The sequence below is a fragment of the Flavobacterium daemonense genome (genome assembly GCF_007341385.1).
Taxonomy (GTDB): domain Bacteria; phylum Bacteroidota; class Bacteroidia; order Flavobacteriales; family Flavobacteriaceae; genus Flavobacterium; species Flavobacterium daemonense.
Genome location: NZ_VJYD01000011.1, coordinates 22,368 through 40,624, shown reverse-complemented (window position 1 = coordinate 40,624; position 18,257 = coordinate 22,368). Strand labels below are relative to the sequence as shown.

The following is an 18,257-nucleotide window of genomic DNA, read 5'->3' as shown; positions in this document are numbered from 1 at the left end:
GAGTTTAAGGACATTTCGCAGTTTCGTAGTAAAATTTCATCTCTCTTTTGAAATGTTATGTCGTTTGCTATTGTAAATCAATAAATTGGGAGAAATGACATCCAAAATGGGTAGATTATCCACCTCTTAAAATAGGCTTTAAAGTAAATTTGAAATAATTTCTACAACGCGAAAACGTTTTCGTTTTTTATAGTTAGACAGAATTATTAATTAAAAAAGAAACCAATTTATTGTAATTAAAAACAGCTAACCTTTAACTAAATAACCAAAATAAATAATTATGAAAAAGAATTACCTTTTAATTATTTTGATCATCTGCACCTTTTTCCAGAACCATCATGTTTTGGGACAAACGTCAGAGTATGAAACGATCATGCAGCGTGTAAGGGAAAACGCAATTGCCGGTACAGGTATAACTGGCTTGATCAGTTCGGTTACCAGTACACTTTCTACTTTAAAGAGCGATGGCTCTTGGCCAGATTTTAATTACACTAATGGTTCTGTACTTGATAGTCATTTGGGTCGTGTAAAAAACTTTGCCTTGGCCTATACCATGCCTAACTCCAGCTACTATGGTAGTAGTACGTTATATCAGGCGATTGTAAATAGTTTAACATATTGGAACCAAAACGAACCCCAAATTAACGACTGGTGGTTTTATCAAATAGGATGTCCACAAAAAATAGGACAAATTCTGATTTTGCTTCGTAACAGCACAACCCAACAAATACCGTCTACACTTGAAGCGGGTCTTATCCTAAAAATGAATAGAGGTGATATATTTACACAAGAAGGTGCTAATAAGTTGGATATTGCTACGCATTTTATTTACCGAGGCTGCCTTAATGCAGACAGTGCTGTTTTACAAACAGGGGTAACTCAGGCTTTTATACCAATAAAGTTTACCACTGGTGATGGAGTTCAATATGATTATTCGTATAAATCACACGGTAGTCAATTGTATACAGGGGGCTATGGTAGGGTTTTCGTTGACGGTGAAATTGGTGTGGCCACGCTTGTTCAAGGGACTTCTTATGAATTGTCAGCTGAAAAATTGAATTTATTATCTTCTTTTATACGAAACAGCTATCTTAAAACGATTCGTGGTAGATACATGGATTTTAATGTCACGGGGCGTTCCAACAGCAGGGCTAATACTTTAGATCTATTAGGATTAGCTGGGACATTAGATAAAATGAAATTATTGGATCCGAATAACAGTAGCACTTATGACCAGGCTATAGCCCGTATAAAAGGAACTCAGCCGGCATCTTACGGGGTAAGTGCCCAAAATATTAATTATTATAGTTCGGATTATGTTCAGCACATCAGAAGCGGCTATAACTTTGGTCTTCGAAACGTTTCTACCCGAACTATAAAATCTGAAAACGGGGGTGGAGAGGGTCTTAAAGGGTATTTTCTTACCGATGGAGCCACTAATATTAATGTTGCTGGAAATGAGTATTATAATATTTTTCCGGTATGGGAATGGAACAAAATTCCTGGGGTAACCGCTCCGGAATACGCTACTATTCCGTTACGTGCAGAATGGTTTTACGCTCCTGAAAATATGGGGACAGCATCTTTTGTGGGTGGGGTATCCGATGGGGTGTATGGTGCCAGTGCCTATGCGTTTAATGATTATGGGGTAAATGCTCGAAAATCATGGTTCTTTTTTGATGATGAAGTAGTTTGTCTTGGTGCCGCCATTAATGCTACAGCTGCCGAAACGATCAATACTACCGTAAACCAATGTCTGCTCAGTGGTAATGTAACCGTATCGTCCAACGGAAGTACTTCTGTATTAAGTTCGGGAGGAGTTTACAATTATAATGGAAATCTGCAATGGGCATTACACGGGAATGTAGGTTATTTTTTTCCTCAGGGAGGGAATTTACAGTTGACTAACCAGACTCAAACCGGGAACTGGCGTGATATTAATACCGGCCAGGCGAATCAATCGGTGAGCAGTAATGTGTTTAAGTTGTGGTTTAATCACGGTGTTAAACCGACTAATGGCAGCTATGCCTATATTGTAGCACCTAATAAAACTACGGTGCAGGATATGCAGAATTATGATGCGAGCAAGATTCAAATCATGACCAATAGTTCTGATGTACAGGCCGTAAAACATACCGGATTGAATGTATGGCAACTGATTTTCTATACAGGTACTACTTTTACAAATGGTACTGTGAGTGTCCGTGTGGATAAGCCTTGTGTGGTGATGTTGAAAAATGTGGGTACTGCGAATGTTTCGGTGGATGTTGCCGATCCTACTCAGACTAATACCAACATCAATGTTTACTTGGATTTGCCGGGAATCGCATCGACCAGACTTTTGGCTTGCACGATGCCTTCAGCTCCTTATGCAGGATCAAGTGTTTCATATACAGTAAATGATAGTACACCAACTGTTGTATATGACTCTGTAAATGTATCGCCAACTGCAGATGCTTATGTAAGAGGTGGTATTTATGCAACTACAAATTATGGAACGGCTACCGATTTAGTGATCAATAAGAGTGGAGCTGCCGACTTTACGCGTGAAGACTTACTGAAGTTTGACCTAAACAATATCTCTGCAAATATCAACAGAGCCAAATTGAAATTAGTAGCGAGAAACGCTAATACCGCTGTTGCAAGTACTTCATGGAATGTAAGCTATGTTTCTGATGATAGTTGGACAGAAAATGGGGTTACCTGGAATACCAAACCAGCAACGGGTGCTTCATTGGCTTCAAAGCCCGGTCAAGCAACCGGAACCACCGTAGAATGGGATATTACCAATCAGGTGTTGTCTGAACTTAATGGGGATAAGGTATTGTCTTTGAATATTGCTTCTACTGTTGCAGTGGGAAGTTCAGACGCTACCTTTAATTCTAAGGAATATAGCAATGCTGCATTGCGACCGGTATTGGTTTTAGAACAAAATATTGCTCCTACAGTGACCATAAGTTCACCGATAGAAGGTGTCAATTTTACCGCCGGTTCAAGTGTTAATTTTACAGTTTCTGCAACCGATTCAGACGGTTCGGTGAGCAAGGTGGAGTTTTATGAAGGATCTAATAAAATAGGAGAGAGCACAACGGCTCCTTACAATTTTTCATGGAACAATGTACCTGCAGGTGCGTTTGCCATTACAGCCAAAGTGATTGACAATAGAGGGCTTTCCGCTACCTCACTAGCGACAAATATCACTGTGAAGTACGCCCCTGTAAATGTGTCGCCCGTCGCGGATGCTTATGTAGATGGTGGTTTACCTGCTAATAATTATGGAGCCTCGAATTTACTGATGACTAAGGGTTTTGCTGCTACAACTACTCGTGAAGTCCTAATGAGGTTTGATCTTAGTAGTCTTCCTGCCAGTATCAATAAAGCCAGATTGCAATTGAAAGTTTTAGGTGGACAGGCAAATGCTGCAGTTAATAACTGGGATGTAACTTATGTTTCCAATGACAGTTGGGTGGAAGGCACTGGTGCTGCGGGTTCTGGGGTTACTTGGAATACTAAACCAACAACGGGTGCTGTAATTGCTTCAGTGCCGGGTGCATCAACTGTTGGTACCATAGTAGAATGGGATATTACCAATCAGGTGGTGGCTGAACTTTCCGGGGATAAGCTATTGTCCTTGGATATTGCTCTAAAAAATATAAATTCAGGTACCTATGCCAACTCAGGTAGTATTACTTTATATTCTAAGGAAGCTTTGGCTGCAAACAGGCCGGTATTGATTTTAGAACAAAATATTGCTCCTACAGTGACATTAAGCTCGCCAACAAATAATGCCAGTTTTACCGCCGGTTCAAGTATTAATTTTACTTTTTCTGCAAGTGATGCAGATGGTTCTGTGAGCAAGGTGGAATTTTATGATGGATCTACTAAAATAGGAGAGAGCACAATAGCTCCTTACAGTTTCAGTTGGAACAATGCTCCTTCAGGGACACATGCCATTACAGCCAAAGCTTTTGATAATAGAGGACTTACGGCTACTTCATCAGTGGCAAATATCACTGTTAACGCAGTTCCAACCGTAATCGTAACTTCTCCTGTTAATGGTGCTACTATTACTCAAGGTTCAGTTATAACAATTACTTCTGATGCAAATGATACTGACGGTTCTGTAGCTAAAGTTGAATTCTTCAATGGCGAAACTAAATTGGGAGAAGCTACTACGGCTCCATACAGTTTTGATTGGACAAATGTTGCTTCAGGTTCTTATGTATTGACTGCAAAAGCTACTGATAACAATGGTGCTGTTAAAACTTCTGAAGTCGTGAATGTTAATGTAAATGCATTGCCAACGGTTGCCATTACTTCGCCATCAGCAAATGCAAGCTATAATACCCCTGCAACTATAACAATTGCTTCTGATGCAAATGATACTGACGGTTCTGTAGCTAAAGTGGAGTTCTTCAATGGCGAAACTAAATTGGGAGAAGCCACTACGGCTCCATACAGTTTTGATTGGACAAATGTTGCTTCAGGTTCTTATGTATTGACTGCAAAAGCTACTGATGATAAAGGTGCTATTGTGACTTCTGAAGTCGTGAATGTTACTGTAAATGCATTGCCAACGGTTGCCATTACTTCGCCATCAGCAAATGCAAGTTATAATGCCCCTGCAACTATAACAATTACTTCTGTTGCAACTGATGCTGACGGTTCTGTAGCTAAAGTGGAGTTCTTCAATGGAGAAACTAAATTAGGTGAAACTACTGCAACTCCTTACAGTTTCGATTGGACAAATGTTGCTTCAGGTTCTTATGCGTTGACTGCAAAAGTTGCCGATGATAAAGGTGTTGTTGTGACTTCTGAAATTGTGAACGTCACCGTAAATGCATTGCCAACGGTTGCGATTATTTCGCCTTCGGCAAATGCAAACTATAATGCTCCTGCAACTGTTATAATTACTGCTGATGCAAATGATACTGACGGTTCTGTAGCTAAAGTTGAATTCTTCAATGGAGAAACTAAATTAGGTGAAGCTACTGCATCTCCTTACAGCTTCGATTGGACAAATGTTGCTTCAGGTTCTTATGCATTGACTGCAAAAGTTGCTGATGATAAAGTTGCTGTTGTGACTTCTGAAATTGTGAACGTTACCGTAAATGCATTGCCAACGGTTGTGATTACTTCGCCTTCGGCAAATGCAAACTATAATGCTCCTGCAACTGTTACCATTACTGCTGATGCATCAGATGTTGACGGTTCTGTAGCTAAAGTTGAATTCTTCAGCGGAGAAACTAAGTTAGGTGAGGATTTAACTGCGCCTTACACTTTTGATTGGAACAATGTTGCTACGGGATCTTATGTTATTACTGCAAAAGTTACTGATAACAATAATGCTGTTACAACTTCTACAGTTGTTACTACAAATGTGGTTTGTCCAACAGTACAGTTATCTATTCCAGATGTTTATGCCATGAATCCTGCTGTAGATGATAAAAATACCATTTACCTAGGGTATGGACCAACATCAATTACGCTTAATTCATTGGTACAGGGAGATCAAATCGTTACTTATACTTGGAACACTGGCGAAAATACACCATTAATTACAGTTTCACAGGCTGGAACCTATACAGTAACAGCTTCGTATGCAGGCGGATGTCAATCTACAGCTTCGATTACAATTAATGTACTTGATGTTAGATGTGGTAATAAAAATGATAAAGTTCAGATTTGTCATAATAATAATGTTATTTGCGTGGCACAATCTGCCGTTCAAGCACATTTGAATCATGGAGATAAGCTAGGTTCTTGCAATGGTACGGCTAAAATGGCTGCTAAAGAGGTAGCAACAACTTCATCTAATTTTACTGTTTACCCTAATCCAGTTCAAGACAATTTTAATGTTGAGGTAGCATCAAAGCTAGATCCTAATGCAACAATTGGTATATATAACATACTTGGCAACAAGATCCGCCAGGTTCATTTCGTTGCTGTCCCACAAAATATTTTCGCTGAGGATTTGCCTTCCGGAAACTATATTGTGATTATTCAAAATGGTGCTGAAATTTTTAGAAGTACGATTGTTAAAAAATAAAAAAGAATAATTTAATTATATTCCCAATCAAAATGAAAAGTAATTTTGATTGGGAATTTTTTGGTAAAGTGAGATAATACAATAAATATAGAAATAAAGATTGTTGACAAGCTTTTTTGTGAACTTCTTTTTGGTAAGGACTTTGTGCTTTTTGCAACAATCAAATAATCGCCTTAATTAGGAAAACCTTTCAACCTATTAAAAACATTTAATCAAAATTAATAATAATGAAGAAGAACTGCGTTTTAATTATTTTATTCATCTGTGCCTTTTTTCAAAACCATCGTGTTTTAGGACAGTCGGCGTCAGAATATGAAACGATCATGCAGCGCATACGCGAAAGTATCACTAGTGGTACAGCAATAATCACGTTAGATAATGCGGTGGCCAATACACTTTCTACTTTACAAAGTGATGGTTCCTGGAAAGATATAAATTATAGTGATCGTTCTCCAAACCTTTGGAGCCCGGCACCCCATTTGGATCGTGTAAAAAACTTTACATTGGCCTATACAATTCCTGGCTCTCATTATTATGGCAGCAGTACATTATATCAGGCAATCGTAAATAGTTTAACGTATTGGAATCAAAAAGATCCTCAAAGTACAGGCGATGGCTGGTGGTGGAATCAAATAGGAAATCCACAAAAAATAGGTCAAATTCTGATTTTGCTTCGAGGCAACCCTAATAAGCAAATACCGTCCTCACTTGAAGCTAAACTTATCCTACAAATGGATAGAGGCAATCCAGTTACCGGTGCTGCCAACAACGTAGATGTTGCTCTACATTATATTTATCGAGGCTGCCTTAACGCGGATAGTTCTATTGTGAAAATGGCAGTAAATCAAGCTTTTGAGCCTATAGTATTGACCACTGGTGATGGAATTCAATATGATTGTTCTTACAAAGCTCATGGCAGTCAATTGTATATAGGTGGCTATGGTAGAGTTTTCATTGGCGGCGAAATTAATGTGGCCATGTTTGTTAGAGGTACTTCTTTTGAATTGGCGGGTGCCAATTTGAATCTCTTGTCCCTTTTTATACGAAACACTTATCTTAATTCTATTCGTGGTAAATACTTCGATTTTAATGTCATGGGGCGTTCACTTAGCAGGACTAATGCTTTAGACCAATCTGAACTTAGTAGAACATTAGAAAAAATGAAACTATTAGATCCGAGTAATAGTAACACTTATGATGAGGCTATAGCCCGTGTAAAAGGAACTCAACCGGCATCGTACGGGGTAAAGTCAAAAAATAATAATTATTATAGTTCTGATTATGTTCAGCATATCAGAAGCGGCTATAATTTTAGTGTGCGAAACGTTTCTACCCGAACTTTAAGAGCTGAAAATGGAGGAGGAGAGAGTGTTAAGGGGTATTTGCTTACCGATGGTGCTACTAATATTAATATTACCGGAAATGAGTATTATAATATTTTCCCTGTTTGGGAATGGAACAAAATTCCCGGGGTAACCGCTCCGGAATATGCTACCATGCCATTACGTGGACAGTGGTTTAGCCTTCCTGAACACAAGGGTATATCTTCCTTTGTGGGCGGGGTTTCCGATGGTGTCTATGGTGCGACTGCTTATGCCTTTAATGATTATGGAGTAAATGCTCGAAAATCATGGTTTTTTTTTGATGATGAAGTAGTATGTCTTGGTGCCGCTATCAATGCTACAGCTGCCGAAACAATCAATACTACCGTAAACCAATGTCTGTTGGATGGCAAGGTAATAGTATCGTCTAATGGAAAGACTGCTATATTAAGCAAAGGGGCTTACAATTATAATGGTAATCTGCAATGGGCTTTACATGGTAATATAGGTTATTTTTTTCCTCAGGGAGGGAATCTGCAGCTTACTAATCAGACTCAAACCGGTAACTGGCATGATATCAATAACTCTCAAGTTAATAAACCGGTTAGTAGTGATGTATTTAAGCTGTGGTTTAATCATGGTGTTAAACCGTCTGATGCAAGCTACGCTTATATTGTAGCGCCTAATAAAACTAGGGTACGGGATATGAAGAAATATGATGCCAGCAAGATTCAAATATTGACAAATAATTCCGATGTACAAGCCGTAAAACACACCGGATTGAATGTATTGCAACTGATTTTCTATACGCCTAGTACTTTTACAAACGATGGAGTAACTGTTCGTGTCGATAAGCCTTGCGTAGTGATGTTGAAGAATGTTGGTACCCCGAATGTTGCTGTTTCTATTGCCGATCCAGCTCAGAGTAATACAAAAATCAATGTTTATTTGGATTTGCCGGGGATTACATCTACCAGACTTTTAGAATGCACAATGCCTTTAGCTCCTTATGCTGGATCAAGTATTTCATTTACAGTGAGTAAGAATACACCTATATTTGCACCCCAACCGTAGTATCATAGGTGTTAAATGTGGTTTTTATTGTATAATTTTTGATTCAATAGAGCAAGGCCATCAAGATTTTGTTTATAATTGCAGCAGAGGAGAAAATATGCTATCGATTAGATTTTTGCAGTTTTTAAAATGGTGTTGAGATAATTAGAATTACAATAGTTTAACATATTAAAACAATAAAAAAGCTGTCTAAATCTTTTTAGACAGCTTTTTTATTTTAGTTGCGGTATGGTTGTCTGGGATATTGTCAGAAATAATTGAAAATTTATAAATCGAATTCGCTGTTTCAATCTATTTATTTCTAAAAATTATTAAATGGGTTTTCCATTCAATAGATAGAAATTTCGTGAAAAATAAAAACGATTGACAATTATTAAGAAAATATTGAAAAAAAAGTACTTGTGATAGTGAAAGAGAACAAAAAACCAACAAATTGGGAGAAATAGCACCCAAAATGGGGCGATTATCCACCCTAAAAATGATAGAGGTCTGTACATTTGGAAAAAGAAATACAATGAAAACGTTTTCGTAATCTCAAAAAAAGTAAACTAAAATTTGAAATTAATGAATTAAGAACTAACTAACTTTTAACCAAAAACAGATTTAGACAATTAACAAAAAACCAAAATTAGTAACTTATGAAAAATAATAATTTGAAATGCCAACCTTGTACTAGGGTTTTCAGACATTTTCTTGTCGGTATTTTTATAATGATTGCGCCAGTTTTTGTGCAGGCACAAAGCAGAATGATATCTGGTTCTGTACAAGATGATAAGAATGATCCTCTTCCGGGCGTTACTGTTTCTGTAAAAGGAACTAAAACGGCTACAATAACGGATTATACAGGTCAATTTAATATCAAGGCCGATTCAAAAGACCAATTGGTTTTTACATATATAAGTTTTGAAACAACGACAGTTACAGTCGGGGATAGAAATGCTATAAATGTTACTTTAAAATCGTCAACAAGTAACCTTGAAGAGATTGTTGTAGTTGGATATGGAGCTCAAAAAAGGAAAGATATCACCGGATCTATAGCAACAGTATCTATGTCAGATTTGCAAAAGGCTCCTGTAGCTTCATTTGATCAAGCTTTAGCAGGACGCGTAGCAGGGGTTCAGGTTAGTTCAGGAGACGGTCAACCAGGAGCGGGATTGAACATTGTCATTCGTGGTAATAACTCTTTAACACAATCCAATTCTCCTTTATTTATTATTGATGGTTTTCCTATTGAAAATATGGATCCCAATACTTTAAATCCACAAGATATTGAAACTATGGATATTTTAAAGGATGCCTCTGCCACAGCTGTTTATGGAGCAAGAGGAGCTAATGGGGTAGTCGTAATTACAACTAAAAAGGGAAGAACAGGTAAGCCGGTTTTTGCTTTTAGTAATTCAACTGGTATTCAGAACGGGATTAACAATGTCCGTATGATGGATCCTTACGAATTTGTAAAACTACAAATAGAATTGAATCCGTCACCTACTGGAACACCACCCTACCTGTCTCCAACAGAACTTTATTTGCCAGCAGGTGTAAAATTAGAAGATTACAAAACGAGTAAAGCTACTGATTGGTACGCTAAGGTGATTCGACCTGCAATAATGAAAACGTACGATGCATCCTTTAGTGGAGGAACTGCAAGAACAAAATACTTTATTTCTGGAAATGTCGTAGATCAAGATGGAATTATGATTGGGTCTAATTTTACTAGATATCAAGGACGTATTACTTTGGATCACCAATTAACAAAGAAGATAAAAGTAGGAATCAATACGAATTACGCATATAGTGAATCGAAAGGAAACTTACCTTCTGCAACTGGTAATGGTTATACAAGTTACACTATGTACTCAGTATGGGGATATAGACCTATAACTGGACCAAGAAGTGCCTCGACAAATCCTGATGAAGAGTTGTTTGATCCAGATTTAAACCTTTCTCAAGATTTTCGTACCAACCCAGTTATTAACTTAATGAACCAGGTCAATAACAGAATATCAAGCAATTTTATTGGTAATGCTTATCTTGATTATGATATTATTACGGGACTAAAGCTTCGTGTAAGTGGCGGGCTTGTTAATTCAGAAATTAGAAATGAAAAATTCAATAATTCTAAAACATCTAGTGGTTACAAGGGTAGTGCTAATGGAGTTAATGGAAGAATTGATTATGTTGATACTAAAAACTGGTTGAATGAAAATACCCTCACATGGACTAAAACATTTAATAAAAAACACAATTTAAATGTTTTAGGAGGTTTTACTATGCAGAAAGTAACAACCGATACTCATGGTGTAGCATATAACCAAATTAAAGATGAATCAATGGGACTTGATGTTTTTAAACATCCTAATGATCAAGCATATGGTAGTCCAGTTCGAGTTGATCCTTTTTCGTCTGTATCTACTATGTTGTCTTTCCTGACAAGGGTAAATTATAATTATGATTCAAGATACTTTTTGACAGCATCATGGAGAGCAGATGGCTCGTCTAAGTTTCCTTCTGAAAATCACTGGGGATATTTTCCATCGGCTGCTTTATCATGGAGATTTAAAAATGAAAAATTCCTAAAAAACAATAAAGTGTTATCTGACGGAAAGTTAAGATTTTCTTATGGAGAAACAGGAAACAATAGAGTAGGGGATTTTGACTACAAAACCAAATTTTTCAATGGGATAGGTAACTCCTATGTTTTCAATAATGAATATGTACCGGGAGTGGTTGCAACCAATTTAGGAAATGATAAATTAAAATGGGAAACAACAGCACAAACGAATTTTGGTCTTGACTTAGGATTTTTTAATCAACGTATCACAATTATTGCTGATGTATATAGAAAAGTAACTGATGATTTACTGTTACAAGCAAATTTGCCAACTACTTCTGGATTTAATACTGCCTTTAAAAACGTTGGTTCGATGGAGAATAAAGGATTGGAACTTACGTTAAATACGCAAAATATTAATAATAAGTCGTTTGCATGGTCAACATCTTTTAATATTTCATTCAACAAAAATAAAATATTAGCATTGAATGATGGTGAAACTGAGATTTTAAGGACAGCAGGTTATGATCCATCGATATTCTATACAAAATCTGCAGTTGGACAACCACTAGGTGAAATGTACGGATATGTTTTTGATGGTACTTATAAATATTCAGATTTTAACAGTACTGTTAGTTCTACTGGAGTAACTACTTATACTTTAAAACCAGGTATTATTACTAATGGTAAAGGTGCTAATCTCATACAACCAGGTGATATAAAATTCAAAGACGTAAATGGTGATGGTGCATTTGATACAAAAGATATAGGTATTATTGGGCATACTTTACCAAAACATATTGGGGGTTTTACAAACAATTTCACTTACAAAGGTTTTGATTTAAATATATTCTTTCAATGGTCTTATGGTAATGATATTATGAATGCAAACCGTATTGTGTTTGAAGGAGGAACTCCTATTAAAGCTAACTTAAATCAATTTGCAAGTTTTGCTGATCGCTGGACACCAAGTAATCCAGATTCCAATATGCCTCGTCTTTTAGGAACTAATGGATCAATCCCTGGATATAATACCAATACGATTGAAGACGGTTCTTATTTAAGACTTAAAACGTTGTCTTTCGGATATAACTTTGATAATGATTTTACTAAAAAAGTTAAATTGAAATCGTTACGCATTTATGCTGCTGCACAAAATTTAATTACATGGACTAAATATTCTGGTTCAGATCCTGAAGTAAGTACAAGCCCCTCTGTCTTAACTGGCGGGTTTGATTACTCATCTTATCCAAGAGCACGTACAGTAACAATTGGACTAAATACTTCATTTTAATTTTTAAAAATAAAACAAATGAAAAAGATATATTTATTAGTTATAGCAATGATGATGACCACCGTGTCATGTGATGATATTTTAGATACAGAGCCAATTGATAAAATCGCTCTTGAGCAATATATACAAGACGAAGCTGGACTTACCAGTTTACTGGCCGGGGTTTACGACGCATTAAATAACCCAAGTACCGGCGGTTATTATCAAAACTTAGTTTGGCAAACATTTGATTGTACAACAGACGAATGTTATCAAAATTTCTTTAGCGGTGCTGTAACTGGAGTTACAGGGAATGTGTTTACTACAGCAGATAATAAAGTTGCTGATCTATGGAGAGTTTGTTATTTGGGTATTGATCGTGCCAATCAATTGATTGCAAATATTAATGTGCCTGTAATGGACGAAAATAAACGTCAGGAAATATTGGGCGAAGCCTTGTTTTTAAGAGCTTATTTTCATTTCATATTAATTGAATATTATCGCAATATCCCTTTGAAGTTGACTCCTACAACCAATCCCCAAGATGTAAAGATTCCTCAATCTGCTCCTGCAGATGTGTATGCACAAATTATAAAAGACATGACAGAAGCTGAAAGCAAAGTATATGATGTTGATGCTCCTGAGTTAGGCGGAGCTGCAAGCCGAATCAATAAAACAGCAATACAAGGAATTTTAGCCAGAGTATGCTTGACTATGGCAGGCTATCCTCATAACGACACTAGTAAATATGCAGAGGCGCTAAAATGGGCTACTAAAGTAAAAAATTCAGGGAAGCATGCTTTAAATACTTATGCAGATGCTACACTGAACACTCCTGCTTATACTTTTGTTGGTGCAACTAAGACTGTTAATGTTAATGCTTTTACTAATAATGGTTATGCTCAGGTTTTTATAAATCTAATTCAAGGAAAATACAATAGTAAAGAATCTATGTGGGAGGCTGATGCTAAAGGGCTCAATACTCAAGGGTATATAGAGGTTACTAGGCTTGGTATTGACAATGGAATCTCAGTTCCCGCAAACTTTGCTGATGTTTTAGGCGCTAATAGTGGTGTATCAATGTTTGCTATGGGAAGTATGTATGATAAGTACCAACCGGGGGATTTGCGTCGTGATTGGGCACTTTATCCATTTACGTTTTCGTCTCTTCCTGCAAAAACTACAAATGTCGCCACTTTAGTGCAGGAACCTGTTCCTGCTACTACTAAATTTAGAAGCATTGGTAAATACCGTCGATATTATGAACTGGGTCTTAAAAACACGTCAAATACGGGTATCAATTTCCCAATACTTCGTTATTCAGATGTTTTATTAATGCTTGCAGAAGCCGAAAACAGAGTAAATGGTCCTACTGCTATTGCATATGATGCGGTAAACCAAGTGCGAAGAAGAGGGTATGGTTTAGATATCAATACTGCTTCTACAGCTAGTGATTTACCTACGGGTTTATCTCAAGGTGCTTTTCAGTTAGCCATTGAAGACGAACGTGCACGAGAATTATGTTTCGAAGGTTTGCGTAGATTGGACTTGATTCGTTGGGGAAAATGGCTTCAGAGAATGCAAGACACAGGTACTTACATGGGGGCTAATGCACCATCAACTGCACTTAAAAATATGAAAATTGAATATACTAACGCAGTGGAGAAAAATATGACGTTGCCTATTCCTTTAAAAGAGATGGGACTAAACAGCAAATTGGTTCAAAATCCACTGTGGCAATAAAATACTACTGCAATTGTAATTACTCCGAGGAATGCTCGGGGTAATTATAATTTATTTCGTTTATAAAAAATCAAATCAAAAGAACTATTCAAACTTAAAAAAGCATTATTGTTTTTCTAAGCTTTCTGTTCTTGGGATCGTGTGGATTAAATTTCAAAAGAACCATAATTACTTTCAGATAAATGATAATTTATTTGATAGAGAATTATGTCAGATTTTTTAGGAGTCTGAGAGGTTTTCGAGAACTGTAAATAATTTAGATTAAATAAAATAACACAATAAATTTATGGGAATTATCAAAATGAAAGTTTTTTACCAGATTATGGTATTATCTTTTTGCTGTATATCAGTTTTTGCCCAAAAAGACAATGGAAAGGATCGTATTGCCATGAAAAAAATGATTCAAGAGAATTTTGAATTTGCCGAAAAGCAGTATCAGTATTTAGAGAAAGCAACACCATTTGATTCAATGCCAAAAACATTTCAGAATAATCATAATGTCAGTTCTGATGTTTATTGGTGGTGCAGCGGCTTTTATCCCGGTTCGCTTTTGTACATCTACGAGTACACGAAAAAACCATTGATTTTGGATGAAGCGAAGAAAAAACTTGCCATACTAGATACGGTGAAATATTATACAAAACTTCATGATATAGGTTTTATGATGTATTGTAGTTTTGGAAACGCCTATCGATTGACAAAAAATGAAGAATACAAAAAAGTAATTTTAGAATCATCTAAGTCATTGGCAACGCGATACCGTCCTGAAGCCAAAGTCATACAATCATGGGAAGCTTCAAAAGATTATGCTGGGCCTGTTATCATTGATAATATGATGAATCTTGAAATGCTCGAATGGGCTAGTCAAAACAGTGCCGACAAAAGTTTTGCCAACATAGCCGAAAGCCATGCCGATACAACAATTAAAAACCATTTTAGACCTGATTACAGCAGTTATCATTTGGTAGATTATGATTTTAATTCTGGGAATGTTCTGAAAAAAGGTACCGTTCAAGGTTTTTCTGATCCTAGTGCTTGGAGCAGAGGCCAGGGATGGGCACTGTACGGATATACGATGATGTACCGCTTTACCAAAAATACAGCTTACTTGAATCAAGCACAGCATATTGCTAAATTTATATTGAACAATCCTAATTTGCCGGCTGATAAAATTCCTTATTGGGATTTTGATGCGCCAAATATTCCAAATGCATTGCGTGATGCTTCGGCAGCGGCAGTTTATGCATCTGCTTTATTAGAATTGGGCCAGTATACATCGGGAAAAGAAAAGCAAAATTATGTTGATGCAGCCAAAACTATTTTAGTGTCATTATCAAGTCCGAAATACCGTGCTCAGTTAGGTGCTAATGGAGGCTATTTACTGTTGCATAGCGTAGGTTCTTTACCTCATAAAAGCGAGGTTGATGTTCCACTTACTTATGCCGATTATTACTTCTTGGAAGCATTACTGAGATACAAAAAATGGTATTTATGATTTTGGGGAATCATAAATCCAATCACATAGGAACATAGATCTTTATTTTATGATTTTTTTTTGCCTGAATCCATAAGCACGCTTCAAAAGAATCTAAATTTAAGTCTATGTTCTATGTGTATAATTTTTTTATTAATATATCTGCCAATTGGATCAAAGAAGATATAAGGCAACAAACTTGACAATGTTTTTGGATTGCAATTAAGTAAATGAATTCACTAGCAAGGAAATTTAATTGGTAAACGTGGAAAAAAACAATGAATTTATTTGATTTTAAAGGAAAAACAGCGCTTATTACCGGAGGAGTCCATGGTCTAGGAATGTCTATGGCTAAAGAATTGGGCGAGGCGGGCGCAAAAATTGTAGTCAATGACCGCTCACAAGCAGCATTGGATAAGGCAATAGAAGAGTACAAGTCTTTGGGAATCAAAGTGTATGGGTATGTATTTGATTTGAAAGATGAAGTATCGGTGATTGCCAATATCAACAAAATAGAAGCCGAAGTGGCACCCATTGATATTTTAATAAACAATGTCGGAATCATCAAAAGAAATTCAATCATAGAAAGCGGAGTTAAAGATTTTGCGATACTAGTGATGTCAGTTTAGTAAACTCTGCAATTGTTCCTTTAAACTATTTTTAATTGTATTGCCTCCTGCATTATAAATCGTTTTTTCAGCATCAAAGTCATAAATACAAAAGCTGGTGGAAAGCCTAGAACAATAAATTAAGAAATATAAATAACCAAAAAATGTTAAAAAGTAATATTGACAAATCCACAGGATTTGAGAAACGATTTGAGAACATTAACACCGTAGTTTTTGACAATTCCTCAGCGGCGTCAAAAGCTGTTGCGCAGGAAATAGCCAGTTTGATTAAATCCAAGCAAGAAAACAATGAGCTTTGTATTTTAGGATTGGCCACAGGTTCATCACCAAAAGGATTGTACGCCGAATTGGTTCGTTTGCACAAAGAAGAAGGATTGAGTTTTAAAAACGTGATTTCGTTCAATTTGGACGAATATTATCCGATGGAACCAGATTCAATCAACAGTTATGTGCGTTTTATGAAGGAATTACTGTTTGATCAAGTAGATATTTTACCTGAAAATGTTCACATTCCAGATGGAACGCTTTCAAAAGAAGAAATTGCGGAATTTTGTGCCAATTATGAAGCGAAAATTGAAGCTTTGGGCGGCATCGATTTGCAGATTCTCGGAATTGGAGGAAATGGTCATATCGGATTCAACGAATCGGGTTCCTTGCAGAATTCCAAAACCCGATTGGTAGCTTTGGATCATATCACAAGAGTGGCGGCGAGTAGCGATTTCCTTGGACTTAACAATACCCCAAGAACGGCCATCACGCTCGGGGTTAAAAAAATAATGGAAGCCAAACAGGTGATTCTTATGGCTTGGGGAGTTGGTAAATCCAACATCATCAAAGCTTCTGCCGAAGGAGAGGTGACCAACCAAGTGCCTGCTTCGTTTTTGCAGGAACATAAAAATGCTGTTTTTGTTTTGGATAAAGAAGCGTCTTCAAAACTGACAAGGATCAACACTCCTTGGCTGGTAGAGAAAGTGGTTTGGACCGATAAATTAATTCGAAAAGCGGTTTTGGGACTGGCGCTTCATTTGAAGAAACCAATTTTGATGCTTACCGATGCCGATTATATTGAAAACGGAATGAGCGATCTATTGGCCGATTCGGGACCAGCTTACGACATCAACATCAAAATATTCAATAAATTACAGAATACCATCACTGGATGGCCGGGAGGAAAACCGAACGCCGATGATGCCAATCGACCAGAAAGAGCAGAACCGGCTAGAAAAAGAGTGCTTATTTTCAGCCCGCATCCAGATGATGACATCATCAGTATGGGAGGGACTTTCATGAGATTGCAGGAGCAGGGACATGAAGTGCATGTGGCTTACCAGACATCTGGAAACATTGCCGTTGCTGATGATGAGGCACTGCGTTTTGCAAATTTTGTTACTGATTACAATGAAAAATTCAATATAAAAAGTGCCGAGGCTGATACTATTTATAAAAAAGCCAAAAGCTTCTTAAAAAACAAGAAAACTAGTGAAATCGATATTCCAGAGGTGAGATATATTAAAGGTTTGATTAGAAAAGGAGAAGCCCGCGCCACGAGCCATTTTGTAGGTTTGCCAGACAGTCAGATTCACTTTATGGAGCTTCCTTTTTATGAAACTGGAACTATCGAAAAAAATCCTATCGGAGAGGCCGATATCCAAATCACGATGGAATTAATCGAAAAAATAAAACCACACCAGATTTATGCGGCGGGTGATTTGGCGGATCCGCACGGAACGCACAAAGTATGTCTGGATGCGATTTTTGAGGCTACTAAACGCTTGAAACCAAACGATTACATGAAAGATTGTTGGTTGTGGTTGTACCGTGGCGCGTGGCAGGAATGGGGAATCGACGAGATCGAGATGGCCGTTCCTATGAGTCCGGATCAGGTTTTGGCTAAAAGACACGGAATCTTCAAACATCAATCCCAAAAAGACGGCGTGGTGTTTCAAGGAACCGACTCAAGGGAATTCTGGCAAAGAGCCGAGGACAGAAACAAGGAAACTGCAGATTTGTATGTAGAATTGGGGTTGTCTCACTATGCCGCTATGGAGGCTTTTGTTAAGTGGGAGTATTAGAAATTATTTTTGTTTTTATTATATTTTTTGGTTGCCAAGATGTCGCCCCCTAAATTTTTGAATGAACTAT

At 37.0% G+C, this 18,257-nt stretch carries 7 protein-coding genes; all 7 read left to right on the top strand.

Going from position 1 to position 18,257, the window contains the following annotated elements:
* The first annotated feature begins 280 nt into the window (after positions 1-280).
* The 7 genes from FND99_RS14375 (at position 281) to nagB (ending at position 18,187) form a co-directional block, all read left to right on the top strand.
* Entirely contained in the window at positions 281-6,049 is a 5,769-nt protein-coding gene (locus FND99_RS14375; RefSeq protein ID WP_144338637.1) for an Ig-like domain-containing protein, read from the top strand.
* 227 nt (positions 6,050-6,276) lie between these two features.
* The gene (locus FND99_RS14370; RefSeq protein WP_144338636.1) at positions 6,277-8,445 is read left to right on the top strand and encodes a polysaccharide lyase 8 family protein; all 2,169 of its coding nucleotides are present in this window, start codon (positions 6,277-6,279) and stop codon (positions 8,443-8,445) included.
* 638 nt (positions 8,446-9,083) lie between these two features.
* Positions 9,084-12,290: a SusC/RagA family TonB-linked outer membrane protein gene (locus FND99_RS14365; RefSeq protein WP_211356631.1), complete on the top strand. Its 3,207-nt coding sequence runs from the start codon at positions 9,084-9,086 to the stop codon at positions 12,288-12,290.
* 48 nt (positions 12,291-12,338) lie between these two features.
* On the top strand, positions 12,339-14,012 hold the full coding sequence (locus tag FND99_RS14360; RefSeq protein WP_211356630.1) for a RagB/SusD family nutrient uptake outer membrane protein: 1,674 nt from the start codon (positions 12,339-12,341) through the stop codon (positions 14,010-14,012).
* A gap of 286 nt (positions 14,013-14,298) precedes the next feature.
* Positions 14,299-15,507 (top strand): glycoside hydrolase family 88 protein, encoded by a 1,209-nt coding sequence (locus tag FND99_RS14355; protein ID WP_246074219.1) that lies wholly within the window; start codon positions 14,299-14,301, stop codon positions 15,505-15,507.
* Positions 15,508-15,764: 257 nt separating this feature from the next.
* Entirely contained in the window at positions 15,765-16,115 is a 351-nt protein-coding gene (locus FND99_RS14350; protein ID WP_144338635.1) for an SDR family NAD(P)-dependent oxidoreductase, read from the top strand.
* 143 nt (positions 16,116-16,258) lie between these two features.
* Positions 16,259-18,187: a glucosamine-6-phosphate deaminase gene (gene nagB, locus FND99_RS14345; RefSeq protein WP_144338634.1), complete on the top strand. Its 1,929-nt coding sequence runs from the start codon at positions 16,259-16,261 to the stop codon at positions 18,185-18,187.
* Positions 18,188-18,257 lie beyond the last annotated feature (70 nt).

What these genes read in the sequence shown, in the direction of transcription:
- FND99_RS14365 (WP_211356631.1), top strand. Translation starts at nt 9,084, where the DNA reads ATGAAAAATAATAATTTGAAATGCCAACCTTGTACTAGGGTTTTCAGA.
- FND99_RS14370 (WP_144338636.1), top strand. Translation starts at nt 6,277, where the DNA reads ATGAAGAAGAACTGCGTTTTAATTATTTTATTCATCTGTGCCTTTTTT.
- FND99_RS14375 (WP_144338637.1), top strand. Translation starts at nt 281, where the DNA reads ATGAAAAAGAATTACCTTTTAATTATTTTGATCATCTGCACCTTTTTC.
- nagB (WP_144338634.1), top strand. Translation starts at nt 16,259, where the DNA reads ATGTTAAAAAGTAATATTGACAAATCCACAGGATTTGAGAAACGATTT.
- FND99_RS14355 (WP_246074219.1), top strand. Translation starts at nt 14,299, where the DNA reads ATGGGAATTATCAAAATGAAAGTTTTTTACCAGATTATGGTATTATCT.
- FND99_RS14360 (WP_211356630.1), top strand. Translation starts at nt 12,339, where the DNA reads ATGATGATGACCACCGTGTCATGTGATGATATTTTAGATACAGAGCCA.
- FND99_RS14350 (WP_144338635.1), top strand. Translation starts at nt 15,765, where the DNA reads ATGAATTTATTTGATTTTAAAGGAAAAACAGCGCTTATTACCGGAGGA.